The 25,980-nt window shown below is 58.3% G+C and carries 23 protein-coding genes, 5 tRNA genes and 2 pseudogenes; 23 read left to right on the top strand and 7 right to left on the bottom strand.

What is annotated here, in order from left to right; genetic code table 11:
- Positions 1-56: 56 nt before the first annotated feature.
- From ACN9MW_RS21055 to ACN9MW_RS20965, 19 genes are all read left to right on the top strand, one after another.
- Positions 57-1,538 (top strand): DegQ family serine endoprotease, encoded by a 1,482-nt coding sequence (locus ACN9MW_RS21055; RefSeq protein ID WP_426162476.1) that lies wholly within the window; start codon positions 57-59, stop codon positions 1,536-1,538.
- Between the two features lie 103 nt (positions 1,539-1,641).
- On the top strand, positions 1,642-2,028 hold the full coding sequence (locus tag ACN9MW_RS21050) for a hypothetical protein (protein WP_426162475.1): 387 nt from the start codon (positions 1,642-1,644) through the stop codon (positions 2,026-2,028).
- Positions 2,029-2,283: a glutaredoxin family protein gene (locus ACN9MW_RS21045; RefSeq protein WP_426162474.1), complete on the top strand. Its 255-nt coding sequence runs from the start codon at positions 2,029-2,031 to the stop codon at positions 2,281-2,283.
- Positions 2,284-2,431: 148 nt separating this feature from the next.
- Positions 2,432-4,225, top strand: a complete 1,794-nt coding sequence (gene lepA / locus ACN9MW_RS21040) for a translation elongation factor 4 (protein WP_426162473.1) — start codon at positions 2,432-2,434, stop codon at positions 4,223-4,225.
- Positions 4,222-5,151, top strand: coding sequence for a signal peptidase I (lepB, locus tag ACN9MW_RS21035; protein ID WP_426162472.1), 930 nt, complete (start codon positions 4,222-4,224; stop codon positions 5,149-5,151). The genes lepA and lepB overlap by 4 nt, the downstream gene beginning before the upstream one ends.
- A 21-nt stretch (positions 5,152-5,172) precedes the next feature.
- The gene (locus ACN9MW_RS21030) at positions 5,173-5,550 is read left to right on the top strand and encodes a DUF4845 domain-containing protein (protein WP_426162471.1); all 378 of its coding nucleotides are present in this window, start codon (positions 5,173-5,175) and stop codon (positions 5,548-5,550) included.
- Positions 5,551-5,556: 6 nt separating this feature from the next.
- Positions 5,557-6,345 carry a ribonuclease III gene (gene rnc / locus ACN9MW_RS21025; protein ID WP_426162470.1) on the top strand — a complete coding sequence of 263 codons (789 nt, stop codon included), beginning with the start codon at positions 5,557-5,559 and terminating at the stop codon, positions 6,343-6,345.
- Between the two features lie 18 nt (positions 6,346-6,363).
- Complete coding sequence (gene era, locus ACN9MW_RS21020; RefSeq protein ID WP_426162469.1) at positions 6,364-7,266, top strand: GTPase Era; 903 nt, start codon at positions 6,364-6,366, stop codon at positions 7,264-7,266.
- Positions 7,266-8,099 (top strand): DNA repair protein RecO, encoded by an 834-nt coding sequence (gene recO, locus ACN9MW_RS21015; RefSeq protein ID WP_426162468.1) that lies wholly within the window; start codon positions 7,266-7,268, stop codon positions 8,097-8,099. The genes era and recO overlap by 1 nt, the downstream gene beginning before the upstream one ends.
- Before the next feature lie 9 nt (positions 8,100-8,108).
- Complete coding sequence (gene pdxJ / locus ACN9MW_RS21010; protein WP_426162467.1) at positions 8,109-8,867, top strand: pyridoxine 5'-phosphate synthase; 759 nt, start codon at positions 8,109-8,111, stop codon at positions 8,865-8,867.
- Positions 8,864-9,262, top strand: a complete 399-nt coding sequence (gene acpS, locus ACN9MW_RS21005) for a holo-ACP synthase (RefSeq protein ID WP_426162466.1) — start codon at positions 8,864-8,866, stop codon at positions 9,260-9,262. The genes pdxJ and acpS overlap by 4 nt, the downstream gene beginning before the upstream one ends.
- Positions 9,255-11,108 (top strand): excinuclease ABC subunit UvrC, encoded by a 1,854-nt coding sequence (gene uvrC, locus ACN9MW_RS21000; RefSeq protein ID WP_426162465.1) that lies wholly within the window; start codon positions 9,255-9,257, stop codon positions 11,106-11,108. Before acpS ends, uvrC begins: the two co-directional genes overlap by 8 nt.
- A 258-nt stretch (positions 11,109-11,366) precedes the next feature.
- A complete protein-coding gene (gene pgsA, locus ACN9MW_RS20995) occupies positions 11,367-11,957 on the top strand; it encodes a CDP-diacylglycerol--glycerol-3-phosphate 3-phosphatidyltransferase (RefSeq protein WP_426162464.1) in 591 nt (196 codons plus the stop codon).
- A gap of 80 nt (positions 11,958-12,037) precedes the next feature.
- Positions 12,038-12,113, top strand: a tRNA-Gly gene (locus ACN9MW_RS20990).
- A gap of 91 nt (positions 12,114-12,204) precedes the next feature.
- Positions 12,205-12,280: transfer RNA gene (locus ACN9MW_RS20985), tRNA-Gly, on the top strand.
- 39 nt (positions 12,281-12,319) lie between these two features.
- Positions 12,320-12,395, top strand: a tRNA-Gly gene (locus ACN9MW_RS20980).
- A 16-nt stretch (positions 12,396-12,411) separates the two neighbouring features.
- Positions 12,412-12,487, top strand: a tRNA-Gly gene (locus ACN9MW_RS20975).
- Between the two features lie 49 nt (positions 12,488-12,536).
- Positions 12,537-12,610: transfer RNA gene (locus tag ACN9MW_RS20970), tRNA-Cys, on the top strand.
- A gap of 272 nt (positions 12,611-12,882) precedes the next feature.
- A complete protein-coding gene (locus ACN9MW_RS20965) occupies positions 12,883-14,025 on the top strand; it encodes a site-specific integrase (protein WP_426162463.1) in 1,143 nt (380 codons plus the stop codon).
- 713 nt (positions 14,026-14,738) lie between these two features.
- Here the strand turns inward: ACN9MW_RS20965 and ACN9MW_RS20960 are convergent.
- Positions 14,739-15,005, bottom strand: a complete 267-nt coding sequence (locus ACN9MW_RS20960) for a hypothetical protein (RefSeq protein WP_426162462.1) — start codon at positions 15,003-15,005, stop codon at positions 14,739-14,741.
- A 21-nt stretch (positions 15,006-15,026) separates the two neighbouring features.
- Between ACN9MW_RS20960 and ACN9MW_RS20955 the strand changes: the two genes are divergently transcribed.
- The 3 genes from ACN9MW_RS20955 to ACN9MW_RS20945 all read left to right on the top strand — a co-directional run bounded on the left by ACN9MW_RS20955 (position 15,027) and on the right by ACN9MW_RS20945 (position 18,338).
- Entirely contained in the window at positions 15,027-15,377 is a 351-nt protein-coding gene (locus ACN9MW_RS20955; RefSeq protein WP_426162461.1) for a PEP-CTERM sorting domain-containing protein, read from the top strand.
- A 346-nt stretch (positions 15,378-15,723) separates the two neighbouring features.
- Positions 15,724-17,934 carry an ATP-binding protein gene (locus ACN9MW_RS20950; protein ID WP_426162460.1) on the top strand — a complete coding sequence of 737 codons (2,211 nt, stop codon included), beginning with the start codon at positions 15,724-15,726 and terminating at the stop codon, positions 17,932-17,934.
- A 218-nt stretch (positions 17,935-18,152) separates the two neighbouring features.
- The gene (locus ACN9MW_RS20945) at positions 18,153-18,338 is read left to right on the top strand and encodes a hypothetical protein (RefSeq protein ID WP_426162459.1); all 186 of its coding nucleotides are present in this window, start codon (positions 18,153-18,155) and stop codon (positions 18,336-18,338) included.
- Between the two features lie 480 nt (positions 18,339-18,818).
- Here the strand turns inward: ACN9MW_RS20945 and ACN9MW_RS20940 are convergent.
- The 5 genes and pseudogenes from ACN9MW_RS20940 to ACN9MW_RS20920 form a co-directional block, all read right to left on the bottom strand.
- A pseudogene (locus tag ACN9MW_RS20940) lies at positions 18,819-19,768 on the bottom strand (IS256 family transposase); the annotation flags it as partial.
- A gap of 660 nt (positions 19,769-20,428) precedes the next feature.
- The gene (locus tag ACN9MW_RS20935) at positions 20,429-20,920 is read right to left on the bottom strand and encodes a hypothetical protein (RefSeq protein WP_426162458.1); all 492 of its coding nucleotides are present in this window, start codon (positions 20,918-20,920) and stop codon (positions 20,429-20,431) included.
- A 31-nt stretch (positions 20,921-20,951) separates the two neighbouring features.
- A complete protein-coding gene (locus ACN9MW_RS20930; RefSeq protein ID WP_426162457.1) occupies positions 20,952-21,302 on the bottom strand; it encodes a hypothetical protein in 351 nt (116 codons plus the stop codon).
- Between the two features lie 202 nt (positions 21,303-21,504).
- Positions 21,505-21,738 carry a hypothetical protein gene (locus tag ACN9MW_RS20925; protein ID WP_426162456.1) on the bottom strand — a complete coding sequence of 78 codons (234 nt, stop codon included), beginning with the start codon at positions 21,736-21,738 and terminating at the stop codon, positions 21,505-21,507.
- Positions 21,739-22,307: 569 nt separating this feature from the next.
- Positions 22,308-22,463: a hypothetical protein gene (locus tag ACN9MW_RS20920; protein ID WP_426162455.1), complete on the bottom strand. Its 156-nt coding sequence runs from the start codon at positions 22,461-22,463 to the stop codon at positions 22,308-22,310.
- A gap of 238 nt (positions 22,464-22,701) precedes the next feature.
- Here ACN9MW_RS20920 and ACN9MW_RS20915 point away from each other — a divergent pair, with 238 nt between their 5' ends.
- Complete coding sequence (locus ACN9MW_RS20915) at positions 22,702-23,235, top strand: DUF1003 domain-containing protein (RefSeq protein WP_426162454.1); 534 nt, start codon at positions 22,702-22,704, stop codon at positions 23,233-23,235.
- A gap of 1,267 nt (positions 23,236-24,502) precedes the next feature.
- Here the strand turns inward: ACN9MW_RS20915 and ACN9MW_RS20910 are convergent.
- Positions 24,503-25,380, bottom strand: a pseudogene (locus tag ACN9MW_RS20910) (slipin family protein).
- Between the last annotated feature and the right edge of the window lie 600 nt (positions 25,381-25,980).

Genomic DNA, 25,980 nt, shown 5'->3' with positions numbered 1-25,980 from the left:
TAACACGAAGCTGATTTATATTGCTTGTTCTTCATTGACTTTCACTGAACGCAACCATGAAAAAAACCATGATTTCTGCGCTGGTACTCAGTGCAGCCTCCCTCGGCCTGCCGGCCGTTGCCGGTTTCGCGCCCGCCTATGCGGCGGCTCCCGCCGTGGCCGGTTTGCCGGACTTTGCCGACCTCGTTGAGCGAGTCGGCCCGGCTGTCGTGAATATTCGTACTACCGAACGCATTACCCAGCGCGACGTCGACGCGGCTGGCCAGGTCGATGAAATGCAGGAATTCCTGCGCCGCTTCTTCGGCGGGCAAATGCCGCGCGGCCAGGCGCCGCGCCGCCGTAACCTGCCGACCCCGGGCCAGGAGATCCAGCGCGGCATCGGCTCCGGCTTTGTCGTGTCGGCCGACGGCTATGTGCTGACCAATGCCCACGTAGTCGATGGCGCCGACGAGGTGTACGTCACCCTGACCGATAAGCGGGAATTCAAGGCCAAGGTGCTGGGCGCCGATGCGCGCGCCGACGTGGCCGTGCTGAAGATCGATAGCGGCGGCAAGCTGCCCTACCTGACCATTGGCGACCCGAACAAGTCCCGCGTCGGCGAATGGGTGATCGCGATCGGTTCCCCATTCAATCTCGAGAACACTGTCACCTCCGGCATCATTTCGGCCAAGGCGCGCGATACCGGCGACCTGCTGCCGCTGATCCAGAGCGACGTGGCGGTCAACCCGGGCAACTCGGGTGGGCCGCTGATCAACCTGAAGGGCGAAGTAATCGGCATCAATTCGCAGATCGCGACGCTGTCCGGTGGCTATAACGGCATTTCCTTTGCGATCCCGATCGACGAGGCGATGCGCGTGGCCGACCAATTGAAGAAATCCGGCAAGGTGACCCGCGGTCGCCTGGGCGTGCAGATTGGCGAGCTGAACAAGGACGTCGCCGAGTCGCTGGGCCTGAAGAACAACAAGGGCGCCGAGGTGACCCAGGTCGAACCGGGCAGCCCGGCCGACAAGGGCGGCCTGCGCGTGGGCGATGTAGTCATCAAGTACAACGGCAAGGATATCGACCGCTTTGCCGACCTGACCCGCATGGTGCTGGGCACTGCGCCAGGCAGCAAATCGACTTTGACCGTGTGGCGCAAGGGCGCTCCGGTGGATGTGCATGTCACGGTGGGCGAGGCTGATCCGGACAACAAGGTGGCTGCTCGTTCGGGCGGCAAGAAGGGCGAGAAGAGGGACGAGGCGCCAGCCAGTGCGGTCAATGCGCTGGGCTTCGTAGTCAGCGACCTGACTGCGGCGCAGAAGCGTGAACTGGGCGTGTCCGGAGGCGTGATCGTTGAGGATACCGACGGTCCGGCCGAGGCTGCCGGCCTGCGCCAGGGCGATATCCTGCTGATGCTGAACAACCAGGACATCGTGGACGCCAGGCAGTTCAATGCTGCCGTGGCCAAGCTCGATCCGAAGCGGGCCGCCGCCGTGCTGGTGCGCCGCGGCAACCAGGCGCAGCACTTCTCGCTGCGCCCGGCGCCCGCCTCCAAGTAAGCACCGCTCGGCCCGACGCCGCCGCGCGTTTGTCGCCCCTCAAGGCGGCAAGCCCGCGGCGGCGTTACGTTTGGTTCTCCGCCCTGCGCGCCAGGAGGACGCCATGCCGCATGAGTTTGGCAACTACGACGCGCACGCCGAAGATGAAGTTATTCGCACAAGGGTAACCATCGTGGAGCGTGATTCTCAAGCCATCCTGGCGCGCCTCGACAGGGAGATGGCAACTAAAGCTGACCTCGAGCGTGCCGTTGCGACAGTTGTGAAATGGACGGTTGGCGCGACGCTAGGATCGATAGCACTCATGATTACTGTCATGACGTTCGTCATGAACTATGCGCCGCCGCAGGGACGGTTCGCCAGACAGGAACCCGTCGCAACGGTGGCGACTGCGCCCGTTCAGCCGCAGGCTATCATCATCACCATCCCGCCCGGCGCGCTACAATGGCAGCCCGCGCCCGAGGGGGCGCAGACCAGCCCACGCAAGCCCTGAATGCACGCCACTCCGCACTTTACCCTTTATTCCCGTTCCTACTGCCACCTGTGCGAAGACATGCTGGCAGCCCTGAATGCCCTGCAAACCCCGGAAAAGCCGTTCACTGTCGAAGTCATTGACGTTGATGCCGACGAAGCCCTGGTGGCGCGCTTCGACGAGCTGGTACCGGTGCTGTTCGCCGATCTGGCTGAGCCAGAGCTGTGCCATTACTTCCTGGATGAGGCCAAAGTACGGGCCGTGTTGTCGAAATGATTGCCGGAATGGCACTATTTCACAGTCTTCCCTCTAGAAATCCGGCTTTCCCCTCTGAAATCCGGTAAAATGCCGGGGGTTACCCTTGCATTGAATTCCATAAAAAGGCGCTCAAGCGCCTTTTTGTTATAGCTCGTTTCGATTTTTAATGAACAACATTCGCAATTTTTCCATCATCGCCCACATTGACCACGGCAAGTCCACGCTGGCGGATCGCATCATCCAGCTGTGCGGCGGCCTGTCCGACCGCGAGATGGAAGCGCAGGTCCTGGACTCCATGGACCTGGAACGTGAACGCGGCATCACCATCAAAGCCCAGACCGCAGCCCTGAAGTACAAGGCGCGCAACGGCGAAATCTACAACCTGAACCTGATCGACACCCCGGGCCACGTCGACTTCTCCTATGAAGTGAGCCGTTCCCTGTCCGCCTGCGAAGGCGCGCTGCTGGTGGTGGACGCGTCGCAGGGCGTGGAAGCGCAGACCGTGGCCAACTGCTACACCGCGCTCGACCTGGGCGTGGAAGTGGTGCCGGTACTGAACAAGATCGACCTGCCGAACGCCGACCCGCCAACCGCGATCGCCGAGATCGAAGACGTGATCGGCATTGAAGCCGGCGACGCCGTGCAATGCTCGGCCAAGACCGGCCTGGGCGTGGAAGACGTTCTGGAATCGATCATCGCCAAGGTGCCGCCGCCAAAAGGCGACCCGGAAGCGCCGCTGCAAGCCCTGATCATCGACTCCTGGTACGACGCCTACGTGGGCGTGGTGATGCTGGTGCGCGTGGTGAACGGCACCCTGCGTCCAAAAGAAAAGATCCGCCTGATGGCGACCGACTCGGTGCAGCTGGTGGAAGACATCGGTATCTTCTCGCCGCGTTCCGTCTCGCTGTCCCAGCTGACCGCAGGCCAGGTGGGATTCGTCATCGCCGGCATCAAGGAACTGAAAGCCGCCCGTGTTGGCGACACCATCACCCATGCACAAAACGGCGCTCCGGCCCCGCTGCCAGGCTTCAAGGAAGTCCAGCCGCAGGTGTTCGCCGGCCTGTTCCCGGTGGAAGCCAACCAGTACGATGCGCTGCGCGACTCGCTGGAAAAGCTGAAACTGAACGATGCCGCGCTGCAGTTCGAACCTGAAGTGTCGCAGGCGCTGGGCTTCGGCTTCCGCTGCGGCTTCCTCGGCCTGCTGCACATGGAAATCGTGCAGGAGCGCCTGGAGCGTGAATTCGACCAGGACCTGATCACCACCGCACCGACCGTGGTGTATGAAGTCGAGAAACGCGACGGCACCGTGATCCACGTCGACAACCCGTCGCGCATGCCGGACCCGAGCCACATCAACGAAGTGCGCGAGCCGATCGTGACGGTCAACCTGTACATGCCGCAAGAGTATGTCGGTTCCGTGATCACCCTGTGCATCGCCAAGCGCGGCATCCAGATGGACATGGCTTACCACGGCCGCCAGGTGAAGCTGGTGTACGAGATGCCGATGGCCGAGATCGTGCTGGACTTCTTCGACAAGCTGAAGTCCACCTCGCGCGGCTACGCGTCGATGGACTACGAGTTCAAGGAAAACCGTGCTGCCGACGTGGTCAAGGTCGACATGCTCATCAACAGCGAAAAGGTCGACGCGCTGGCCATCATCGTGCACCGCGCCAATGCGCCATACCGCGGCCGCGCCGTGGCGGCCAAGATGCGCGAACTGATCCCGCGCCAGATGTTCGACGTGGCGATCCAGGCAGCGATCGGCTCCAACATCATCTCGCGTGAAAACGTCAAGGCGATGCGCAAGAACGTGCTGGCCAAGTGCTACGGCGGCGACATCACCCGTAAGAAGAAACTGCTCGAGAAGCAGAAAGCAGGCAAGAAGCGCATGAAGCAAGTGGGCTCCGTGGAGATCCCGCAAGAGGCATTCCTGGCAATCCTTCAAGTGGAAGAGAAATGACACTGCAATCCATCCTGGGCAATTTCGCTTTAATCCTGTTCGTCCTGATGGTGGTGACGGGGATCATCTGGGTCCTCGACCTGGTGGTGTTTTCCAGGCAGCGCCGCGCTGCCGCCAACAAGGCGCTGGTTGAATATGACGAGCGCATGGCGCGCTCGGCTGCCAACGGCATCCGCATGGACGAGCAGGGCAATGCCCGCTCCAAGCTGGAAGCGGACATCCTGCGCCAGCCGACCTGGATCGAATATTCGGGCAGCTTCTTCCCGGTGATCGCGCTGGTGTTCTTCCTGCGCTCTTTCCTGTGGGAGCCGTTCAAGATCCCATCCTCGTCGATGGTGCCGACCCTTCTGGTGGGCGACCTGATCCTGGTGAACAAATACACCTATGGCATTCGCCTGCCTATCCTGAACAGGAAGGTGGTGCAGGTCAACGATCCGCAGCGCGGCGATGTGATGGTGTTCAAATATCCGAAGGATATGAGCCAGGACTACATCAAGCGGGTGATTGGTGTGCCGGGTGATAAAATTGTTTATCAAAACAAGCGCTTAACGGTGAATGGCCAGGCAGTTGGCTATACCCCGATGGAAGATTATCTGGAAGAAGGCACTCTTACTTACCAGAAACAATTTACCGAACAGCTCGGCAACGTACAGCACCGCATCCTGAACAACGAAAAGGCGCCGCCGGTCCTGATCGGCCAGGTGGACGACAATTTCCCGCACCGTGAGGCCTGCACTTACAACTACGAAGGGTTTTCGTGTGTAGTTCCTGAAGGAAATTACTTTATGATGGGCGACAATCGGGACAATAGTGCCGACAGCCGTATCTGGGGTTTCGTACCGGACAAAAATATCGTGGGCAAAGCCTTCTTTGTCTGGATGAACCTGGGTAATTTCAATTTCGATCGTCTTGGCGGCATCCGCTAAGCAGACAGGAGAGTAGAACTTATGCGCAAGCAGCATGAACGTGGTATCAGCCTGATTGGCCTGATTTTTGGTATTGCAATCCTTGCGGGCGTCGGCCTGATTGCTGCGCAAATCCTGCCGACCTACATCGAGTACCGCGCCATCGTGAACGCGATCGAGCGTGCCAAGAAGGATGGTGGCGACAATGTCTCGGCCATCCAGGGATCTTTCGCCAGGAGTGCGGAAACGGGTTATATCACGTCGATTACCGGCCACGATTTGATGCTGGAGCGCAATGGCACTGATTTCGACATCAGCTTTGCGTATGAGAAAAAGATTCCCCTGGTTGGCCCGGCCAGCATCCTGCTGGAATACGAGGGCACGACAGCAAAGGCTGGCGCAAAGAAGAAGGTTGAATAATAAGTGATGAATTTACAGTTATTGCAAACCAGGTTGGGCTACACGTTCCAGGATGCTGGATTGCTCCAGCAGGCCCTGACGCACCGTAGCCACAGCAGTTTGCATAACGAACGGCTGGAATTCCTCGGCGACTCGATCCTGAACTGCGTAGTCGCCTCCATCCTTTACGAACGTTTCAACTCCCTCGACGAGGGCGACCTGTCGCGCGTGCGCGCCAACCTGGTCAAGCAGCAATCCCTGTTCGAAATCGCCCAGAAGCTGGAACTGTCGCAGTTCCTGCGCCTGGGCGAAGGCGAACTGAAGTCGGGCGGTTTCCGGCGCCCGTCGATCCTGGCCGATACGCTGGAAGCCTTGCTGGGGGCCATCTACCTGGACGGCAGTTTCGACCAGGCCGCAGCGGTGATCCGCGCCTTCTACATCCCGATCCTCGATTCTGTCGACCCGCAGACGCTGGGCAAGGATGCCAAGACCCTGCTGCAGGAATTCCTGCAGTCGAAGAAGATCTCGCTGCCGCTGTACAACGTGGTCGCCACCCACGGCGCCGCGCACAGCCAGGAGTTCGAGATCGAGTGCCTGGTACCCAAGCTGGGCATCCAGGTGTTCGGGCGGGGCGGCAGCCGCCGCGCCGGCGAGCAGGCTGCGGCCAAGCTGGCGCTGGAAGTGGCCGAAGAAGCGCTGAAGAAAGCGCCATCGGCCGGCCGCAAGCCGCGCCAGCGCTCGGCCCAGCTCAAGCTGGCCGGCATCGCCACGGTCCAGGGCGAAACGGCGGCGGACAAGAAGCTCGCCAAACAATAACTGAATTGAGTTTGCATCATGACTAGTGCACCCACTCCCGCCGGCTTCCGCTGCGGTTACATCGCCATTGTCGGCCGCCCGAACGTTGGCAAGTCGACCCTCATGAATACGCTGATCGGCGCCAAGGTCAGCATCACTTCGCGCAAGGCGCAGACCACGCGCCACCGCATCACCGGCATCCAGACTGTCAGCGACGCGCAGTTCATTTACGTCGATACGCCCGGCTTCCAGACCCGCCATTCGAATGCGCTGAACAAGACGCTGAACAAGACGGTGACGAATACGCTGGAATCGTCGGACCTGATCCTGTACATCGTGGAGGCGGGCACCTTCGGCCAAGCCGACCAGCAAGTGATGGATTTGCTGCCGAAGAATGTGCCGGTGATCCTGGTGATCAACAAGTCGGACCGCGTAAAGGACAAGGCGGTACTGATGCCGTTCGCGCAGCAGATTGCCGAGAAATTCCAGTTCACGGCGATCGTGCCGGTGAGCGCCAAGCTGCGCTTCCAGCTGGATGGCCTGCAAAACGAGATCAAGAAGCACTTGCCGGAGAATGAGCCGATCTTCGGCGAGGACGATATCACCGACCGCAGCGAGAAATTCCTGGCGTCGGAAATCGTGCGCGAGAAGCTGTTCCGCTTTGTGGGCGACGAGCTGCCTTATACCAGCACGGTGCTGATCGAGAAGTTCGAGCAGGAAGGCAATTTGCGCCGCATCTTTGCCGCCATCCTGGTCGAGCGCGACAGCCACAAGTCCATGATCATCGGTAACAAGGGCGCGCGCCTGAAAGAAGTCAGCACCCAGGCCCGCCAGGACATGGAAAAACTGTTTGGCGGCCCGGTCTACCTCGAGATCTGGGTGAAAGTGAAATCCGGCTGGGCCGACAACGAGGCTGGCCTGCGCGCATACGGCTACGAATAATGCCTGTCCTGACAGCCGAGCCCGTGTCCCATTTGGGGTCTGACCCCAGCCGGGACACGAGCGCGGCCGTACCAGCCCCGCCGGCGCAGAAGCGCCGCCCACCAGGGCAGCAGCGCACTGTCGGCACCCGCGTGACGGGACAGCCGGCCTTTGTGCTGCATAGCTACCCGTACAAGGAAACCTCGCTCATCGTCGAGCTGTTCACGCGCGACTACGGGCGCGTGGCATTGATCGCCAAGGGCGCCAAGCGTCCGCATTCGCAGCTGCGCGGAGTGTTGCAAACCTTCCAGCCCCTGACCACCGGCTGGACCGGCAAGAACGAATTGCGCACGCTGACCGATGCCGACTGGGTCGGCGGCATGCTGCCCCTTGAAAAGACCGCGCTGCTGTGCGGCTTCTACCTGAATGAACTGCTGGTCAAGCTGACCGCACGCGACGATGCGCATGCGAAGCTGTTCGACCATTACGTCTCCACGCTGAACCAGCTGGCCCACAATGAACCGGCTCCGATCGTGCTGCGCAAGTTCGAAATGGCGCTGCTGAAGGAGACCGGCGTGGCGGCCGACCTGACGCGCTGCACCGCCTCGCGCACGAAAGTGCTGGCCGATGTACATTATGTGGTAGACCCGGATCGCGGGCCGCGCCCGGAGCGCGATGAGGACACGGCCCCGCGTGTCGCAGGCAAGACGCTGCTCGATATCGAGCGCGAAGATTACAGCGACCCGGCAACGCAGGCGCAAAGCAAGCAGCTGATGCGCTACCTGTTGTCCTGGCACCTTGGCGGCGCGCCATTGAATACGCGCCAGATATTGATCGATTTGCTGCAACTTTAAGAAAAGAACATGAGCTTCCTGTCACCATCCGGCACCATCATCGACCTTGGCGTGAATATCGACCACGTCGCCACGCTGCGCAATGCGCGCGGCACCGTGTACCCGGACCCGATCCGCGCGGCGCTGCTGGCCGAACAGGCCGGCGCCGATTGCATTACCCTGCACCTGCGCGAAGACCGCCGCCACATCAAGGATGCCGACGTGATTGCGCTGGCGCCGCAACTGGTGACGCGCATGAACCTGGAAGCGGCCGTGACCCAGGAGATGATCGACTTCGCCTGCCGCATCAAGCCGGCCGACGTCTGCCTGGTGCCGGAAAAACGCACCGAAATCACCACCGAAGGCGGGCTGGACGTGGTGCGCTTCCACAAGGAAGTGGAGGCCGCCGTGAAACAGCTGCAAGGGGAGGGCATTCGCGTGTCCCTGTTCATCGACGCCGATGAAGAGCAGATCAAGGCTGCCGCCGCAGTCGGCGCGCCGGTGATCGAACTGCACACCGGCGCCTATGCCGATGCGGAAGGCGAAGCGCAGGCGCGCGAACTGCAGCGCGTCAGGGACGGCGTGCGCTGGGGCGTGCAAAACGGCTTGAAGGTCAATGCCGGCCATGGCCTGCACTACACCAACGTACAGGCCATTGCCGCCATTCCGGAAATCGCGGAGCTGAATATCGGCCACGCCATCGTGGCGCACTCGATCTTCGCCGGCTGGGAAAATGCCGTGCGCGAAATGAAGGCCATCATGGTGTCGACCCGCCTGGGCGCAAAATGATCTACGGGATCGGGACGGACGTCAGCAAAGTTCCCCGCATTGCCGCCGCGTTGGAACGCAGCGGCGAGCGCTTTGCGCGCAAGATCCTCGGTCCTGAAGAATTTGCGGTTTTCCAGGAGCGTTGCGCCCGCAGCCCGCTGCGCGGCGTGCGCTATGCGGCGACCCGCTTCGCAGCCAAGGAAGCTTTCTCGAAGGCCCTAGGCCTGGGCCTGCGCCCGCCGATGACCTGGCATACCGCGCAGCTGCTCAATGATGATTCAGGCAAGCCGTACATGGCCTGCAGCGGCGCGCTGGGCGAATTCATGTTGCAGAATGCGCTGGTCGCCCATATCTCCGTGAGCGATGAAGAGGATTACGCGGTCGCCTATGCGATCGTCGAACGAGCGAATGACTGAAGAAACCCCAGACCCGCGCGAACAGGTGCTGGCCACCGTTGCCAAGCTGCCAAACCTGCCTGGCGTGTACCGCTACTTCGATGCCGAAGACAAGGTGCTCTACGTGGGCAAGGCGCGCGACCTGAAAAAGCGCGTGTCAAGCTATTTCCAGAAGAATCTTTCGAGCCCGCGCATTGCCTTGATGGTCGAGCGCATCGCGCGCCTGGAAACCACGGTGACGCGCAGCGAAGCCGAGGCCCTGATCCTGGAAAACAACCTGATCAAGGCCTTGCAGCCGCGCTACAACATCCTGTTCCGCGACGACAAGAGCTATCCCTACCTGAAGATCACCGGCGGCGACGTACCGCGCATGGTGTACTACCGCGGCGCGGTCGACCGCAAGCACCAGTATTTCGGTCCTTTCCCTTCCTCGTGGGCGGTGAAGGAATCGATGCAGATCCTGCAAAAGGTTTTCATGTTGCGCACCTGCGAGGACAGCGTGTACATGAACCGCACGCGTCCCTGCCTGCTGCACCAGATCGGGCGCTGCAGCGCACCCTGCGTGGGCTTGATCGCGGTGGAGGACTACCGCAATGACGTCAACAACGCCGCGCGCTTCCTGCGCGGCCGGCAGACGGAGGTGCTGGAGGAGCTGGAGCAGAAGATGCTCGCCTATGCCACCGATCTCAAATTCGAGCAGGCGGCCGTGGTGCGCAACCGTATCCAGTCGCTGTCGAAGGTGTTGCACCAGCAGTCGATGGAAACCACCGGCGACCAGGACGTGGATATCCTGGCCGTGGTGGTGCAGGGCGGCCGTGCCTGCGTCAACCTGGCGATGGTGCGCGGCGGCCGCCACCTGGGCGACCGGGCATACTTCCCGACCCACGTGATGGATGCGGAGGTCGTGGCCGAACGCCCGATCGAACAGGAAGTGCTGGCCGCTTTCCTGGTGCAGCATTACACCGAGAAGTCGATTCCCGGCACCCTGATCCTGAATATCGAATTCGACCAGCCGGAGCTGATCCTGGCGCTGCAGGAACAGTGCGGGCACCGCATCCACCTTGTATTCCAGCCGCAAGGCCAGCGCCGCCAGTGGCAGGAGCTGGCGCAGAAGGGCGCCGAGATATCGCTGGCCCGCCTGCTGTCCGAGCAGGGCTCGCAGCAGGCCCGCACCCGCGCCCTGGCCGAAGTGCTCGGGCTGGAAAACGAAGACCTCGACACCCTGCGCGTGGAGTGCTTCGACATTTCGCACACGGCCGGCGAGGCGACGCAAGCGTCCTGCGTGGTGTTCCACCATCACCAGATGCAGAACGGCGAGTACCGCCGCTACAACATCAACGACATCACGCCGGGCGACGATTACGCCGCCATGCGCCAGGTGCTGACGCGCCGCTACGAAAAAGTGGCGGGCGGCGACGGCGTCATGCCGGACGTGGTGCTGATCGACGGCGGCAAGGGGCAGGTCGAAATGGCGCGCCAGGTGTTTGTCGAGCTGGGACTGGACATCAGCCTGATCGTCGGGGTGGCGAAAGGCGAGGGCAGGCGCGTCGGCCTGGAGACACTGGTCTTCGTCGATGGCCGCGAGCCGCAGGAACTGGGCAAGGAGTCCGCAGCCCTGATGCTGGTGGCCATGATCCGCGACGAAGCCCACCGTTTTGCCATCACCGGCATGCGCGCCAAGCGAGCCAAGGCCCGCCAGACCTCGCGCCTGGAGGAGATTGAAGGCATTGGCGCCAAGCGCCGCCAGAAGCTTTTGTCCCGCTTTGGCGGGCTGAAAGGCGTGATGAACGCCAGTATCGAGGACTTGAAATCGGTGGAGGGTATCTCGGACACGCTGGCCGAAGAAATCTACCGGCAGCTCCACTGAAAACCGGTAAACCAGGGTCAGACGGGACGGCCATCCGGCATGGGTCTAACCCTGTCTGATCGACTGTCGCGGGGTTGGTTCTGGGCCTTTGACGTTCTGAGAAATTCAAAGGCCTAGACCCATCCCCTCACCGCAGCGCAGACAGGGTCCGACCCTCCGGGTCGTACCCAGGTTTACCGGTTTTCGCAGTCAAATTGGCTTTGATCGCGCCGTCGTTATACACTAGCGGCGCGTCATTACAATTCCTATACACCGCATATGCCTTTCAACATCCCGATCCTTCTGACCTGGTTGCGCGTCGCGCTGATTCCCCTGGTCGTAGGCGTGTTCTACCTCCCCGTCACCTGGCTTAGCCCGCACGAACGCAATCTGGCCGCCACCCTGATTTTCATCGTTGCCGCCGTTACCGACTGGTTCGACGGCTTCCTGGCCCGCCGCTGGCAGCAGACATCGGCCTTCGGCGCCTTCCTCGACCCCGTGGCCGACAAGCTGATGGTGGCGGGCGCCTTGCTGGTGCTGCTTAACCTGGACGGCGGCCGCTGCCACCCGATTGTCGCCTTCATCATCATTGGCCGCGAAATTACGATTTCGGCGCTGCGCGAGTGGATGGCGCAGATTGGCGCCTCCAAATCGGTGGCGGTCAGTTCGATCGGCAAGATCAAGACGGCGGCGCAAATGAGCGCCATCCCGATGCTGCTGTACTACGACGTGCTGTGGGGTGCGATCGATACCCGCTTCTGGGGCGACCTGTTGCTGTGGCTGGCCAGCGTCCTCACCGTATGGTCCATGTTCTACTACCTGAAGAAGGCGTGGCCCCTGATCAAGGAACGGTCGGGCAACTTATCGTAAATAACAATATTGCCCCTTGACAGCGTCTTTGGATCATCTATAATGCTGGCCTGCTGTTGATGACGACGCAGCGATGCAAAGCGGGAGTAGCTCAGTTGGTAGAGCGCAACCTTGCCAAGGTTGAGGTCGAGAGTTCGAGACTCTTCTCCCGCTCCAAAAAGTCATCGGCAACAAAGCGGTAACGAAGCAGTAATAATCGCACTGGAAATATGAGAATGTTTCTGCGATAATGCGGTTCCTCTGAAATGCGGGAGTAGCTCAGTTGGTAGAGCGCAACCTTGCCAAGGTTGAGGTCGAGAGTTCGAGACTCTTCTCCCGCTCCAGTTCACTGGAGCAGCAGTAGTAAAATGAAATAACTCCATGCGGGAGTAGCTCAGTTGGTAGAGCGCAACCTTGCCAAGGTTGAGGTCGAGAGTTCGAGACTCTTCTCCCGCTCCAAGTTTTTCAAACCCATGCGGGAATAGCTCAGTTGGTAGAGCGCAACCTTGCCAAGGTTGAGGTCGAGAGTTCGAGACTCTTTTCCCGCTCCAGAATTCTTAGAAAGAACCAGGCCTCGCCGGTTGTTTCTTCCAGCCTTACGGCGGGGTAGCAAAGTGGTTATGCAGCGGCCTGCAAAGCCGTGTACGCCGGTTCGATTCCGGCCCTCGCCTCCAAACAAATCAAGCACTTAGCTTGCGAATCAGCCGGGAACTTCCCGGCTTTTTTGCGTCAAAATGCCTCATAATGGTTCTCTGCCACCTCATTTGGGTGGCAAAACCAGCCTGATACGGCCTCGGTTGGCCGTCTACGCGAGTTGGCCGTCGACGCCAGTCTTCTGCCACTTTGCCACCCAATGTCATGGAGGCAACTATGGCGATGGTCAGGAAATGGGGCGAAAAGTACGAACTGCGAATCAAGCACCGGCTTCTGCCCAAAGGCATTTAAAGTGGACGCGCGCAATTATGGCGAGCAGGTGGAAGCGTTGCTGGCGCAAGGTCATTTGCCGCACGACTTGGTGACGCAGCGCGTTCGCGTCAGCTCCAAGACGTTGGCTAAACTGATGCGAGATTACCAGGCCGCGGTTCCGGTCAGTGCGTTGGATAGCGCCATTCTCCATTTGCTGCGGCTTCAAATCGGCGCCGAACGGGCAGACAGAGTGTTGAAATATCAGTGGGCAGAAGACTGGGTGCGTTCGTTAAAACTCGAGCATCACCTGGCGCCTGGGACGATCCGTAAGCGTGTTGGTGCTGTTGCGCGCCTGTTGGACTGGTTCTTAAAACGAGAAGCCAAGGCCGGCGAACAGCCCATTGCCAATCCATTGCGGCTGCTGCCGAAGAATTATTCGACGTATAACGCGCATGAGGGCTTGCTCTTGGAAGCGCGCGACAACATCGCGTCGAAGAAGGACGTGAGCCGCGACCGGCGATTGGAGGCCGATGAAGAGGCGCGTATTGTCGCTGCGCTACGCGGAGATAAGCGGGAGGGGCGCGAACGCGCCCTTGAGCTGCCAGATGGTGCTGCGTTGATGGACCTCTTCCTCTTACTGGTGAACACCGGTTTGCGTCTGCGCGAAGCGTACACCTTGCGCGTACAGGATGTACGCCTGGACATGCGTACCGTGCACATCCGCAGGAGCAAGACTGGTGCCGCGCGTGATGTCCCACTGCTGCCTGATGTTTACGCCTTGCTGAAGCGTCGCGTCGAAGAAGTCAAGGGTGCCGGCGCCAAGGCGGCGATTTTCCCTTGGTGGATTGATGGGGCAGACAGCAAAGAATTGGCGCGCGTGACATCGCTGTTAAGCCGCGCGCTGGGGCGTGCCTTCGCGTTCGCCGAGTGCAATGACTTGACCGCGCACGATCTGCGACACGAAGCTACTTGCCGGTGGGTGCTGATGAAGGACGGGGGGGGAGTTGGTTATTTCGTACGGAGGAAGTCATGCGTATTACGGGGCACAAAGATCCACGCGTGTTCATGCGCTACGTTTCCTTGCGTGGATCCGACCTTGCAGAGCGCCTCTGGACTACGCCACCTTAACCGTACGAGTCAGGTCAGGGAGGCTCCGCCGCAATCGTGGGCCAGGCAATTTTGAAGTGGTGGTCACGCTGGAGTTCAAATGCGCGTTTGCCTCCTGATGCAGATATTGGTGTAATGCGTCGACAGGAAAGCGCCATGAGCGGCCGTAGTTGATAGCCGGTATCGGACGCTTATCAGCGCGGCGAGTTGTTAAGTAAAGACTTGGCTAAAGATCCCCAGAATATTCAGCTATTCGAGAAGCTGCTTCGGAATGAGGGGAAAGGAAGCGCTGCAGAGCTTATCAAGCTGGAGACGTACTTGGGAAATTTTGCGACCTCGCCCACAAGACTACACAGGGGGCGCCGCTTTGCCCGGGTCGTTCCAGGATGTTGAGGACAGTTTTCGGACGATATCCCAAGACCCCAAGATTGAAAGGAACGTACAGAAGGACTTTGACGCATTCAAGTCGAGATTCGGAACGAGTAACAGCGGTTCGCGCCAGGCTGCAGGCGGTTCGCCTTCTGAGACGATCGACCAAGGTCACGTTCCGAAGGTGCGAGATGATGTTGCCCAAAAGGGGATCGGTATAAGCGCTGAGTTTGACAAACGCATTGAGCGGTTTGAAGCGAAAGGCATTCACTCGATGCCAAACGAGCCGTTGCGATCGGAACAGTCATTGTTCGAGAATGCGAACAGGCAGGTAACTAGCGGTCCGGATGTAGTCGCGAGAAAGCTACGTGAGTTGGTAAAGGCGGCAAAAGCAAAACTCGGGAAGGACGAATAGATCGCTTAGACCGGATATTTGCTTTCGATTTTTAACTCGCCACGTGAGTCGAAGCCAAGCAACGACTCCTCGCAGTAGTCGGCGTAGGAAGCACTTTGTGGGCGGCGTTTGAAGATGGAGTGGGCGGCGAATAGAATCAGATAGAGAGTAAAGAATGCTGAGGCGGTCATCGCGCCGGCGACCAGCATCAGTTCGTCGTCATCACGCAGGAGCGCACAGCCCAAAGCAAAGCCGACGATTGTTGTTACTAGCAGTTGGAGTAGTGTTTTCATTTCGTGAGGATAGGAGGTCGTATGAGGCTCACTTCGAAGTGTATCGCGGCTCTGCTTATCGTTTCCTGTGGTGAGGTGGGCGCAGTTTCTTTATCTGGAGGCGCAACAGATGACTCGGTTTGTGACCTTTCCCCAATGACTAACTACCGGCTTACACGTTCCGTGTTTGTAGCTGCTGGTAGTTCGAATGTCCCCGATTACCGGATCACCGATGACACAATCGTCAATGTGATGCAGGTATCTGGCCCCGAGTTGCCGCCGGCGGTGCCCGAGCCGGCACATCCCTTCCTGTTCGCCGCAGGATTGGTGCTGCTAGGCGCCTTTTCGCTGTTGCGGAACACCGGATACATGTCGCGTCCATCGCCAAGCTGACGATGAAATTGGCACCTTTGAAAGCTATATCGGGACACGATCTAAGCTCAAGAATTTCAACTTCGGGCCGCGCGATGAAGAGGGCGCCTTGGCGGCTGTATCACAGATGCGTTGTTTTCGGCTATTAGTGATGCCCCGGCGCGGGCAACTATCGAACTTCAATAGCAGCGGTGCGTACGATACCGCAACGATCTGTCACTTACAGTTCGCTATTTAGCTGTTTAGTCGCGTGCGGCAATCGAACGCAGGGTGTGCCGTGCTAGACTGGCCTCCGATGTCGTTTGAGAAGCTTAGAGTTCGAGGCGGTGTCTAAACTAACGCGCCGCATGGGCTGGAAGGAGGTAAGTTGGAACTTGATCCACCCATACAAGAGCAGCGCAAGGAACGCCATGTCGTTCGGTTTTATGATCAGGACGAGCAATTGCTCGAAGAGGTGGCGGAGTTCCTGGACGTCCCATTACGCTCCGGCGGCGTCTCAATCGTTATCGCGACGAAGGAGCATATTGCCATCTTGCGCCGAAGCTTGGCTGGTTTCGGAACTTCCGCTAACCAGGGACCCTGGACGATGGGCAAGCTAGTTGTACTCGAGGCCGAACTTGTCCTCGACCAATTCATGGTGAATGACTGGCCCGATCCCGAACTTTTCAATCTGAGTGTCGGTACGATCGTACGCGATGCATGTCACAATGGACGCTTGGTCCATGCCTTTGGCGAAATGGTCGCCATCCTATGTGATCGTGGACTGTATGAAGCAGCTATTCGACTTGAACAACTGTGGAACGAATTGCAGAAGCGATTCGACTTTCTGCTCTTTTGCGCCTATCCCTGGAGTGTCTTCACGTCGCGCGAGCTGTTGACTAAGTTTCAGCAAGTATGCAGGGTCCATGATCATGCCCGTTCGAACGCGCATGGGCGGGAGGAAGCGGGCGATGTTCGCACGCTTGAGCTGGAACAGGACAATCGCATCCTGCAGAGCGAACTGACTCGTGCCCTCGATGCTGTGCACACCTTGCGGCACCGCGAGCAGGAGCTGGCTGATTTCGTCAATAATGCGGCCGAGGGCCTTCACCGCGTCGGAAGTGATGGCACGATCGTTTGGGCCAATAAGGCTGAGTTGGCCATGCTTGGCTACCGGTGGGAGGAATATGTTGGCCACCATATCGCCGAATTCCATGTGGATCAGGAATTGATCGCGACTATACTATTGCGCCTCCAAGCCGGCGAAACCATTTGCGACCAACCTGCTCAACTGCTCTGTAGAAGTGGCGCGACCAAGCACGTTCTGATCCATTCCAATGCCTATTTCGTAGATGGAAAACTACGCTATACGCGTTGCTTTACGCGTGATGCCACCGAGCGGATGTTGCTTCAGCAGGCGTACCGCGAACGCGAAGATTTGCTGTCGGAGATGACTAGTATGAATCGCGCGAAAGACGAGTTTCTCGCGATGCTGGCGCATGAGTTGCGCAATCCACTGGCGCCGATCACTGCGGCAGCAAGAACCCTTCTGAGTGCTGATTCGGATGCCGTCCGCGTCAGGGAGGTGGCGTCAGTCGTTGAACGACAAGCTGCTCACCTTGCAATCCTGCTCGACGATTTGCTTGATGTCGCACGCGTTACGCGTGGGCAAATCAATATGGTTCATGAGCCAGTCGATCTGAACGACGTGTTGGCGGCAGCGATCGAGCAGGTCACGCCGCTTTTCGAGCGCCTGTCGCACTCTCTTTCCGCGACTGCGACGCCTAGGCAGGTTTGGGTTTGCGGTGATCAAAAGCGGCTGGTGCAGATCATTACCAACTTGCTGACTAACGCCGCGAAATACACGCCGCCGGGCGGGCGAATTGCTGTTCGCCTCTCCGTGGTGCTCCGTGAAGTGGAGCTTGTCGTGACGGATAACGGCATTGGGATGGCGCCGGAGCTCGTCGGAAGAGTGTTTGAACTCTTTATCCAGGGAGCGCGGACTTCTAACCGGTCGGAAGGCGGGCTAGGCGTCGGGCTTGCGCTGGTGCGCAGGCTGCTGCACGCTCACGGTGGAACGATTCGTGCCGAGAGCGCGGGGCCAGGTAAGGGCAGTCGATTTACCGTGAAACTGCCGATTCTCGAACAGCACGTGGAGCAAGCCCTTGAGGTCAGCGGCGATGGTCAGCATGCAGTCGGCGAGACCGCCGGTCTGCGTGTTTTGATCGTCGATGATAATGTGGACGCGGCGAGGATGCTTGGCATGTTGCTGGAAACCGCCGGCCATCGCGTCGTGCTCGCGCATACGGCCGCTGAGGCATTCCAGGTCGCTACAAATGAAGGGCCCAATGTCTGTTTGCTGGACATAGGATTGCCTGATATGGACGGCCGAGAATTGGCGAGCAGGCTGCGGCAAACACCTGCCGTGGCCGACGCGCAGTTAATCGCGGTGTCAGGCTACGGCCAGGCCGAAGATAAACGCACGTCGCTGGCGGCTGGTTTTGACCACCACGTCGTTAAGCCGGTCAATTCCGAAGAGCTACTAGCGCTAATGAATCGCGGGCGCGCGCCGACTCAGGATACGGTCCGCCCCCAGTGAACTTGGCTTCAGGTTACACATGGCCGAAAACTGTTGGCGGTTCGCCATAGCTGCCCTGAGATACCTTGAGTCAGAATCGCGCAATAGATGCGCGTCCGACGCGAAGCCATACTACTACTTCACGGACCATCGCAGTTCCGTGCACTTGCGGGGGGCAGTTTGCGTATGATGATATCCGAGTTTGGCTAGCCAGGAACCACACGACTTGGAGGATTGCGATGTTCAAAGCGCTCGTTTTCTGCGGTCTCTTGATTTCCTCGATCACATCAGCTCGCGCGGCCCCTACCCACTGGGACTTTTCCTGGTCGGGTTTCTTTGACACGCTAACCCTCCGATTTATCGATGCCACGGTAAGCGGCTCTTTTGAAGCTACTGACTCCGATGCCGATGGTCAGATGAATTGAATGAGTTGACGTCCCTCGTGCTACAGGGACGAGACGCGCTAGGTTGCGTTTCGATTCCAACTGTGACCTGCGGCGTTTCGGAGTTTTCATATACTCCTGGGGGCGTATTGACGCTTCGTGGAAATTACGTGGACTACTGGGACGACAACGGTGGTCCGAACTGGACTTGGAATGAGATTTCAATGGACACCACGGCCGGTTTCTTTTCGATGATCGGTCGCGCACAGCAGTTTTATGAAGGCCGTGATTGGATGTTCATACCCGAAACCCAGTTCACTATATCGGCAGTTCTGGAGCCGGAAACCTATCTAATGCTTTTCGCAGGGATGTTTGTAATTGGGGCTGCCACTAGGTCGAGATCAAAAACTCGGTAGTGGTCGTACTAAGGATAAATACATTCGTGTTTTTGCGTCGTGGCAATTCCCTTGAGCGCGATCATTTGGACCTGTCAGGAATTTTGTGTGCCGGGGTCGCTGTTAGTTAATTGAGCGCGTTGGTAAAACGTTCCCCAAACAGGATGGCAAACTGATTGGCGGCCATCTTCCAGGTCCGCTGCGGCATCTTCCAATCTTTTTCGATATTGCGCAAGGCCAGGTTGAGCAATTTCGTCGCTGCCTCGTCGCTCGGGAAGTGTCCGCGATTCTTGACGATCTTCCGCAAGCGCATATGCAGGCTCTCAATGGCGTTCGTTGTGTAAATGATCGAGCGTACTTCCGGTGGGTAGGCAAAGAACGGAATTACCTGCTCCCACTGCCGGCGCCACATGGCTACCACTGACGGGAAGCGTTGGCCCCAAGGGCCTGCCGCAAAGGCATCCAGCGCCGCTGCCGCCGCATCGGCGTTAGAAGCCTGGTAGATTGGCTTGAGCGCTGCCGCAAGCTCCTTACGATCCTTCCAGGAGGCCAGCGTCATCGAGTTGCGAATCAGGTGCACGATGCAGGTTTGGATATGCGCCTGTGGGAACACCGCTTCAATCGCCTCAGGGAAGCCGCGAAGGCCATCAACGACGGCGATCAGGATATCCTCCAGGCCACGGTTGCGCAGTTCGTTAAAGACCTTCAGCCAGAACTTGGCGCCCTCTGTTTGCTCGATCCACAGCCCCAGCACTTCTTTGCGGCCGTCGGCACGAATGCCCAGCGCCAGGTACACGGCCTTGTTTTTGACGGTGCCTTCGTCGCGGATCTTCAGGCGCAATGCATCGAAGTACACGATTGGGTACATCGCTTCCAGTGGACGCTGCTGCCACTGCGTCACTTCGTCCATGACCTCGTCGGTGATCGTTGAGATCAGGTCTGGCGACACTTCGGTGCCGTACAGCTCCAGTAAATGTGCCTGGATTTCCGCACTGTCATGCCTCGGGCATACATGCCGATCACATGGTCGTCAAAACCCGGCATGCGGCGTTGATGCTTGGCTACCAGCTTAGGCTCATGACCCACCATCTCGCCACCGAAGGCGACGCCAAGATCATGCGCTTATGGCATTCGTTCCTGTACTCACATCCCACGCAATTGGCAGGATCATTTGTACGGACGGGATCAACCGCGCCGCCCAGCAAGCGCCCTCGGCGGCTCGCCATAGAAACAATTGTGTGTTCCGGAATGAGATCGACGCGGTAAAGGGTCTGCCTTCTTGTAAACCATGGATTGAGGCTAGTGGTTTTTTCCACCGATGGATTGCGAAATATTAAACTCCATGCACTCTTTGCTTGCGCATCGGTCACGCTGTCATGAATTGGCGTCTGCACCGAATGCCTGCAGCAGCTCATAAGGTTTATCAAAATCAAATTTGTTTAATGCCTCCTGAATCGCCGTAACGGTGTCGACGGACATTGCGGCGCTCATCTTCTCCTTTACTTTCCTGAACTGCGTGATTGCCGCGATATCGTGCGCGCGCACCAGTGATAGGAAGGCTGAGAGGGCGGTGTCCGGAGTGGTCGATCGGGTTGCGGCGGACGCTGCACCGCGCTGGACACCCGGTGCCCAACCTGGTCGACGAATAGTTCAAAAGCGTCGTTCAGGGCTGGTCTTGATCGGTATCGAGAAAACCGGCAGTTTGGAGGCCGGTGCACGCTAGAATGCGCGCGGGAGCTAATGTTCACATTGCGTGAGGTTATGCCGCGGACATTGGTGAGCGCATTGCCTTGCTTGTCGGTCGATCACACCGACGTTCCAGAAGTGCTTCGTGAGCGACGGAACGATCAAGATGCGTTGGCGCAGGGCGGCGGAGTCTCCGGAGATTGCGGGCGAGACCACGTCGGCTACGCCGCGCACTAGTAATTCATGCTGCATGCCGATCTGCGGCTGCATGCTCGTGCGCACGACGTTGGCGGCGAGAAGGGCGACAACAATGGCCGACAGAAGGACAAAGGCAAAGACGCTGCCAAAGAGCTTGGTGCGGATCGATCGTTTCAAGTACCCGATAGGGAAGCCCGCCGCCGACTCGTTGTCCTTAGCACACCCATGGGTTTCCTGTCTTTCGGCGCGATGGATAATACGATTGGCATTGTTGCGCAAGCGGGCTATGGACGGCAATGGCGAACGATTCGCGAGATGGAATCGCGAGCAGTCGGCCTTCGACATCGTGCAAGGCCTGCAAGAAGAAGTCAGATTCTTAGTCGAGTTCGTAGTATGCGTCGGCGCGCGGGGCACGAGCCATGTCGGCGTTGCAGTACGCGGTCGTCGCCTCGCGCTGCCGCAGCGATTCAAACAGGCTGTGCAGACCGTCCACGTTGGAACCCCACCAGGACGGAGAATCGTGAAGAACGGGGGAGTGACTTCTGACTTTTCCGTCGCCAGAGAGGAGACGCTGGATGATCTGCGAAGGAACGCGTTCGCCAATGAGATAGGCGATGGCATAGCGCCACCCGAATTTTTCTGCCAAGTCAAGCGCTGCGTCCACGACGCTTGCCATGCGAACGCCCGTTCGGCGTTCCGGATGATAAAATGGCACGGTTGTCTCCATGTTCACTCAAAGGCTTGGCTTCGGTTGGCCAATGCCACAACAGGTGATGTACTCACCTTAGCACGCTCGTGTTCGCCATGCGAGTCGTGCTCGCGATCTTCATATGCAGTGTTGGCGCTGTGCTACAGCTCCGTTCGCGGTACGCAGGGTGACCCGGCATTGTCCAGTTCAAACGCAGGAAGCGCCAAATGCTCAACCTAAGCTAACTGAACCTCGGTCGATACATATTGATCAGATCAATGACGGCATAGACCATCGCGCTCAGTTCAGGTGCATGAGAAATGAAACATTCCTGAGTGTAGCCCCCGATTCGCAGCACTTCGCGCTTCATCGCCATGAACTGCAGCTCGTGCTGCGCGTCGAACGCACCATCAGCGTCGTCGGAGACCTTGGCGCTGGATCGGCAGTGCGAGGCTTCTGCGAGGTAAAGCGCCATGAAGCGGTTGGTGGAATTTTCAATGGATCGCTTCCCGAACGATGTGGCTGGTACCGCTGTATCTCAGTGTTCCAGTCGGAGATAAGCGTTGAACCAAGCGTCCAGTTGCTTGTACAGAAAACTGCGCGGCAGCGCTTCACGGCCAAAGGCTTCGCGACCATTGGGAGTCGCTTAGGGCAATCCCACGCAGAAATGGGACTACTCATTGGCGCGTCTGACCTCCATTGCTACGTACCGATTGGCGGCGTAGGCTTCGGTGGGACCATCATGCCTTGTTCCAGCATCACTGATAGCAAATTCGGTGAGCAGGCGAACGGCACGAGGAATGTGGCGTCTACTAGGGAAACCAAAATGAAGCGTGAATTCCTCACTGTTTTCAGGCAGGACTTCCACCACTTCGAAGCAAAAGTAAGATTGACTTCAATACTTTTGCAGCCAGACTGCCGGCAGTCAACATGCAGCGACTCGCTGAGGATGGCGCATAGCTGCACAGCAGCCTCAGGAGTGAGGGAAAAAGCGTTACGTCAATGAGATCGTCGGACTGGAAAAGATGTCTCCCATGGACCTCCTCAGCGTGTGCCACGATGCCCCATGATGCCGTCATTTTTATGTCGACCTGCGACTTCATTCTGGGTTGCTTTCTGCTGCTGCTTGTTGATGTCGCCTGTTTTGCCAGGGAACGCTTTGTGAGGCGTTGGGTCCTGGACTTTCTTTGTACTGTTCATGATGTTCTCCGTCAACGTATTAGGACATCGTGCGTGCACTGGTCGACTGGCGATGGAAAGCCTGGCGCGTGACGTCCTTGGCCGCGCTTCTACGTCATGACTCGTATTCAGTGTACGCCTTAACTCGCTGGCGCGTTGGCGCAGTGATCGTCGATGCCCACCACGGTAGCGAGTTGGGAATTGCGATCCCAAGTTGAGCTATAGTGGGCGAATCATTCCGGGCATGTTGGGAGGTTGTATGAACTCATCTCAAACCGAAAACTTGTCTTCGACAGGTGAATCACATGTCGATCATTTGCGTTTTCATCGCCAGCACGAACACTTATCCAAGACGTTTGGGAGTGACGCGTTCGGGCTGAAGGCGGAAACCTTCGCGCGCTTCCTCGGCACCTCACTTTTTCTTGGCCTGCAAACCATCATTGTCGCCACGTGGATCGCAGCCAATGTCTTTGGGCTGGTTCATTTTGACGTCTACCCTTTCATCCTATTGAATCTGGCATTTAGCTTGCAGGCGGCTTATGCTGCACCGCTTATCTTGTTAGCACAAACGCGCCAGGCGGCGCGGGACAAGGCGCATTCTGAAGCCGACGCCAAGCACCGCGAGGCGATCGCCGTCGCATCGACCAAGCATTCCGCACAAACGTTGGAGCTGCTCCGTCAGAACACTGAGCTGACAGAAATCACCAGGGCGATGGCAGAGCGAATCGAAACGTTGACGGCCGAAATCCACCGTCACCTTGTTCAGGACGCCACGCGAAAAGGCAGAGATTGACGAGTTGCGCTTCTGTTACTATCGCGTCCCGTTGTGGGGAGTTTGCTTCGGACTGAGTGCAGCAATCGAATGCCACGTGCCGGCGCTAGAGGAATGGTTGGAGAGCCAATGCTCCGTCGGCGTGCCACGTCAAATAGCACCCCCCATGATGACTGATGTTTTGACGGCATGGATGCGCAATAGTGCTTCAGCGTAGAACCGATTGTGAACCCCCACCATCTCGATAGCCTGATCGATCGTTTCGGAAAGCGTGATATTTGTCCTTGGTACTCGGAACTTTAGGACGGTTCGCAATCCTGTCGCAGCCAGTTTTGTCGCCTGTTCGGCACTTTCTCGCCGTTCGCTGGGCCTTGCTCCCGTAACATGTCTCGGCCATTGGTGGTTGAAGTGCGCCGTGGGCCACTCTGGGAGAGTACCCGCGTCGCCACACCATTTGGAACTGAGTGCATTTGCAGGTATTGCCATGTGAGTAAGCATCCGGAAGATGTCGCCATTTTGATCGCTGTATCGACGGCCAAGGCCATGCCTTGGTCAGGGCGAGTGAAATCTTTCATATAGCCTCCGCTTCAGTGATTACACTGCTGCGGACTGGAATCGCTATAGTCAGGGCAGCCATTGACGATAGCATGGGGACACCCCATCGCCTAAGCATATATATGGATCGATTCGGCGACACGATAGTCATGGTCTTCAAATGCTATGCACGTTGCGGTTCTCGACGCGCGGGCCTCGATAATTGGTTGACCTAAAGTTAGCTACGCGAGGGGCAGACCACTACTGCGAAGCAGCGTGCTCACGGCGCACACCCACAGCCGGATTTTCTGGTTGCTCACGTCAACCAGAATAGATTGCACCGATCCGATGAACGGTACTTAGGCTTCCTCAAGTATAAGCGCGGGACCAAAGGAGCGCGCCTTCGCTAAACCGTAGTGCACACGAAGGAGCAGTGTGAGGCGCTTGCTCTTGCGAAGTGGACGGCACACGGCACATGCGGCCACATTGTCCAAACAGGCCTGACATTGAGCTTGATGCAGGCCTTCCAGCGCGCGGTAGATGACGCCGTCATCCCTTCGTTTCGGTCTGACGAATGAATTGGCGCTTACTTGGCGGCGGCAGCAACGTGCGTGGTAAGTGGGCTTGCTGATGCCACGCCGCGCAATGATCCTTGGGCGATACTTTGGGGGCGGAGGGCAGTTGGCGCCCATTCACCGAGTCATGCGCCTTCAGGAACTTGTACTGAGTGTTCCTGGGGATCAATAGAATTAAATCAGGCCGCAACTTTGCTCATAGCTACCTCTGGACCCGATGCCCTTCGTTCAAACCTTGCTGGCCGCTCCATGGTTGCAGGCGGATTCAAGCTATCGATCATCGTGCTGGGGATCAGGACTGTGGCGCCGCGCTCTTTTGTTGTCTCAAAGATGATATTCATCGCCCGCAGCTGCAATGCTGCAGGATGCCCTGCATACATCTCTGCCGCCTCGACAAACTTGCCGGCAATCGCTACTTCGGCAGAGCCGAGAATGACACGAGCCTGCTTTTCGCGCTCTGCCTGTGCCTGACGAGACATTGCGTCTTGCAAAGCGACGGGAATTGCTACGTCGCGGATCTCGACGGAACTGACCGATATACCCCATGCCGCCGTCTTCCGCGCAATGACATCCTTTAGCTGCGCATCAGCCTCTTTGCGTTCAGATAACAGTGACGCCAGCATCGATGCACCGATCATTTCGCGCAACGACGTTTGTGCGACGCGATCGATTGCTTCCCGATAATGAGTGATCGCCAACGCCGCTTTTTCCGCGTCGCCTACATGCCAGAAAATGATCGCGTCGACATTGACGGGAACGGTGTCTCGGGTGAGCGCTTCGGCGGCGTTAAAGGCAGTGGTCTGAATACGCACGTCGATGATCGCAACCACGCTATCGATGATCGGAATGACGGCAAACAGGCCCGCCCCCTTGACGCTCTGCAGCTTACCCAGCCTCAAAATCACAAACTTTTCCCACGCATTGGCCATCTTCAGCGATAGTGCGATGAGAACGCCGAGGGCGAAGAAGAGCAAGGCAACGTATGGCGCCCCCAGTAAAGGGCGCCGGTGCTCGCCAGCAGGCAGACGCCGACTAAGAATGATGTGACCGGGTTCATGATGATCTCCGCGGGAATGCCCGCCTAATGAGTTCGGCTCGCGTTGAGACATGCGAGGTCATGGCGAAGTCCAGAGCAACGGGATCGCTCGCCGGGAAAGTACAACACAATGCTTCGTCCAGTGCAGCATCAAGACGAACCTGTTCGGACATGTCCCTATCATTGCTGTGCAATGCGGCGTCGCCACAAGCTTGCGCTGACAAATATTCGTCCATACGAAACTCCCTTCTAAGAATATGCAGAGCCAATCGGGCTGTGTATTCAACAGGGCGAATACTTCGCTCAGATGCAATGAATTCACTATGCGCCGAATGGTCGAAGTCGTCAGTACGCACGCGCACCCATGTCATCGATATTCACGCATCACACTGGCATTCTGTGCCAGATATCGTAGGGCGCAAACCGCTTGAACCGGACCATCCCGATTCTTTCGGGAGGTGGAGATGCCCAAGCAGGGGAATTCGGCCGGCAGCGGTTAGACAAGCGTTTCACCATCGCGATGACACATTACAATCCACTTTCTGGCAGCAACTTTGCAGTCAGATTCGTGTGGTGCAGCGAAGGAAACTGATTCTTCAAGAGAAGCGCACAACGCGCCGT

The organism is Pseudoduganella sp. R-34, from assembly GCF_049904655.1.
Classification (GTDB): domain Bacteria; phylum Pseudomonadota; class Gammaproteobacteria; order Burkholderiales; family Burkholderiaceae_D; genus Rugamonas.
The sequence above is the reverse complement of the archived record's forward strand: the minus strand, read 5'-3'. Positions and strand labels throughout refer to the sequence as shown.

What these genes read in the sequence shown, in the direction of transcription:
- ACN9MW_RS21055 (WP_426162476.1), top strand. Translation starts at nt 57, where the DNA reads ATGAAAAAAACCATGATTTCTGCGCTGGTACTCAGTGCAGCCTCCCTC.
- ACN9MW_RS21050 (WP_426162475.1), top strand. Translation starts at nt 1,642, where the DNA reads ATGCCGCATGAGTTTGGCAACTACGACGCGCACGCCGAAGATGAAGTT.
- ACN9MW_RS21045 (WP_426162474.1), top strand. Translation starts at nt 2,029, where the DNA reads ATGCACGCCACTCCGCACTTTACCCTTTATTCCCGTTCCTACTGCCAC.
- lepA (WP_426162473.1), top strand. Translation starts at nt 2,432, where the DNA reads ATGAACAACATTCGCAATTTTTCCATCATCGCCCACATTGACCACGGC.
- lepB (WP_426162472.1), top strand. Translation starts at nt 4,222, where the DNA reads ATGACACTGCAATCCATCCTGGGCAATTTCGCTTTAATCCTGTTCGTC.
- ACN9MW_RS21030 (WP_426162471.1), top strand. Translation starts at nt 5,173, where the DNA reads ATGCGCAAGCAGCATGAACGTGGTATCAGCCTGATTGGCCTGATTTTT.
- rnc (WP_426162470.1), top strand. Translation starts at nt 5,557, where the DNA reads ATGAATTTACAGTTATTGCAAACCAGGTTGGGCTACACGTTCCAGGAT.
- era (WP_426162469.1), top strand. Translation starts at nt 6,364, where the DNA reads ATGACTAGTGCACCCACTCCCGCCGGCTTCCGCTGCGGTTACATCGCC.
- recO (WP_426162468.1), top strand. Translation starts at nt 7,266, where the DNA reads ATGCCTGTCCTGACAGCCGAGCCCGTGTCCCATTTGGGGTCTGACCCC.
- pdxJ (WP_426162467.1), top strand. Translation starts at nt 8,109, where the DNA reads ATGAGCTTCCTGTCACCATCCGGCACCATCATCGACCTTGGCGTGAAT.
- acpS (WP_426162466.1), top strand. Translation starts at nt 8,864, where the DNA reads ATGATCTACGGGATCGGGACGGACGTCAGCAAAGTTCCCCGCATTGCC.
- uvrC (WP_426162465.1), top strand. Translation starts at nt 9,255, where the DNA reads ATGACTGAAGAAACCCCAGACCCGCGCGAACAGGTGCTGGCCACCGTT.
- pgsA (WP_426162464.1), top strand. Translation starts at nt 11,367, where the DNA reads ATGCCTTTCAACATCCCGATCCTTCTGACCTGGTTGCGCGTCGCGCTG.
- ACN9MW_RS20960 (WP_426162462.1), bottom strand. Translation starts at nt 15,005, where the DNA reads ATGAAAACACTACTCCAACTGCTAGTAACAACAATCGTCGGCTTTGCT.
- ACN9MW_RS20955 (WP_426162461.1), top strand. Translation starts at nt 15,027, where the DNA reads ATGAGGCTCACTTCGAAGTGTATCGCGGCTCTGCTTATCGTTTCCTGT.
- ACN9MW_RS20945 (WP_426162459.1), top strand. Translation starts at nt 18,153, where the DNA reads ATGTTCAAAGCGCTCGTTTTCTGCGGTCTCTTGATTTCCTCGATCACA.
- ACN9MW_RS20935 (WP_426162458.1), bottom strand. Translation starts at nt 20,920, where the DNA reads ATGTCGAAGGCCGACTGCTCGCGATTCCATCTCGCGAATCGTTCGCCA.
- ACN9MW_RS20930 (WP_426162457.1), bottom strand. Translation starts at nt 21,302, where the DNA reads ATGGAGACAACCGTGCCATTTTATCATCCGGAACGCCGAACGGGCGTT.
- ACN9MW_RS20925 (WP_426162456.1), bottom strand. Translation starts at nt 21,738, where the DNA reads ATGGCGCTTTACCTCGCAGAAGCCTCGCACTGCCGATCCAGCGCCAAG.
- ACN9MW_RS20920 (WP_426162455.1), bottom strand. Translation starts at nt 22,463, where the DNA reads ATGAACAGTACAAAGAAAGTCCAGGACCCAACGCCTCACAAAGCGTTC.
- ACN9MW_RS20915 (WP_426162454.1), top strand. Translation starts at nt 22,702, where the DNA reads ATGAACTCATCTCAAACCGAAAACTTGTCTTCGACAGGTGAATCACAT.